Consider the following 1657-nt stretch of genomic DNA (forward strand, 5'->3'; position numbering starts at 1 on the left):
GAGTACGCAGGACGTCGCTGGCACACCACGCCGCAGGCGGTGGCTCGCGATGCCGAGCGCGTCGAGTGGCTCGAGACGTGTCGTGGCTATCAGATCGACGAGTTCGACCACACGAACCTTTTCGGTCCCGGGCAGGATGCAGATGCGCGACTCCGAGCGGGCTACCAGCGAGCGCGGGACACCTTCGCCGTACGCCGCCGGCGGTTCGTGTACTGATGTCAAGGTCCTTCGCGCCGACTCGGGCGCCAAGTTGGGCCGACTCGGTGGCGGATTTGCGCCGACTCGGGGGAGAAACTTGACATTTCGTGAAGTCATCGGCGTGGCGAGTGGAAATTACAACGTTGTAGTTACTCACGAACGCTAGCGAACCAGAGTGACTGGTGTGATTGTTGCTTCCTGTGTGACCTTCCCCGCGCACTGGAGTAGACAAATATGAGTCCTGTTCAAGCCCGTTTCATCACCGCCTGCCAGCAGTTGCTGGCCCTCGGTGTGGTCCTTGCTGTCCTCACTCCGGCGGCAGGTGTGCTGTCCCTCGACATCGTGGGCGCCCACCCGGCGCCGACCGGGGCTCCGGCGCTGACGGGCGCGCTGGCCTCGGCCACCGTGCCGACAGCGGCGGTGGAGTCCGAGGTCACCGAGGTCCCCCTCACCACGCGGACCGGCAACGCCCGTTCGCTCGCGGGCTCGACGCTGATGCGCGGCTCGATCTCTGCCACCCACGTCACCAGCCGCCCGCAGGCCATCACCGGCTACGGCGCCGTCGGTGTCACCTGGGCGCACGGCGAACAGATCAGCGAGGACGGCATCGAGGTCCTCGTCCGCACGCAGCGCGATGGCGCGTGGAGCGACTGGACCACGATCGCCTACCACGACGACCACGGCCCCGACGCCGACAGCGCAGAGGCAGCCCGTGCCCGCCCCGGCACCGACCCGCTGATCATCGGCGACGTCGACGAGGTCCAGGTCAAGGCCGCCGTCGACGGCAAGGACGCCACGACGCTGCCCGCCGACCTGAAGCTGGCCGTCGTGGAGCCCGGCACCGCCGAGGACACCGAGACCGAGACCCCGGCCGAGAACCCCGGACAGGGCGAGACGTCCTACGACGACGCGTTCAAGGAGCGTGGCGAGGGCGCCATGGCGCTGCAGGCGGCCCGGACCACGCCCGCGATGCCGACGATCTACAGCCGGGCCCAGTGGGGTGCCGACGAGTCGATCCGCAACAAGTCGTCCCTGCGCTACGGCACGGTCAGCGCGGGCTTCGTGCACCACACCGTCAACGCCAACGACTACACCGAGGCGCAGGTGCCGGGCATCATGCGCAGCATCTACGCCTACCACGTGAAGTCGCGCGGCTGGAGCGACATCGGCTACAACTTCCTGGTCGACCGGTTCGGTCGCATCTGGGAGGGCCGCTACGGCGGCGTCGACAAGAACGTCGTCGGCGCGCACACCCTCGGCTACAACGACTACTCGTTCGCGATGTCGGCGATCGGCAACTTCGACGTCGTCGAACCGTCCGACGTGATGCTGCGGGCGTACGGCTCGCTGTTCGCCTGGAAGCTCGCCCTCAACGGCGTCAACCCCGCCTCGACCGCCCAGCAGGTCGGCAGGTCCACGTTCGCGGCGATCAACGGTCACCGCGACGCCGGCAGCACGG

2 protein-coding genes are annotated in these 1657 nt (G+C 68.1%); both read left to right on the top strand.

From position 1 onward, the window contains the following. Positions 1-216 (top strand): hypothetical protein (locus RMO85_RS17870; RefSeq protein ID WP_310530069.1); only part of this gene is annotated, 216 nt, incomplete at its 5' end. 216 nt (positions 217-432) lie between these two features. Further along, positions 433-1657 (top strand): N-acetylmuramoyl-L-alanine amidase (locus tag RMO85_RS17875; protein ID WP_310530070.1); only part of this gene is annotated, 1225 nt, incomplete at its 3' end.

Source organism: Nocardioides sp., from assembly GCF_031422975.1.
In the GTDB taxonomy this organism is placed as follows: Bacteria; Actinomycetota; Actinomycetes; order Propionibacteriales; family Nocardioidaceae; genus Nocardioides.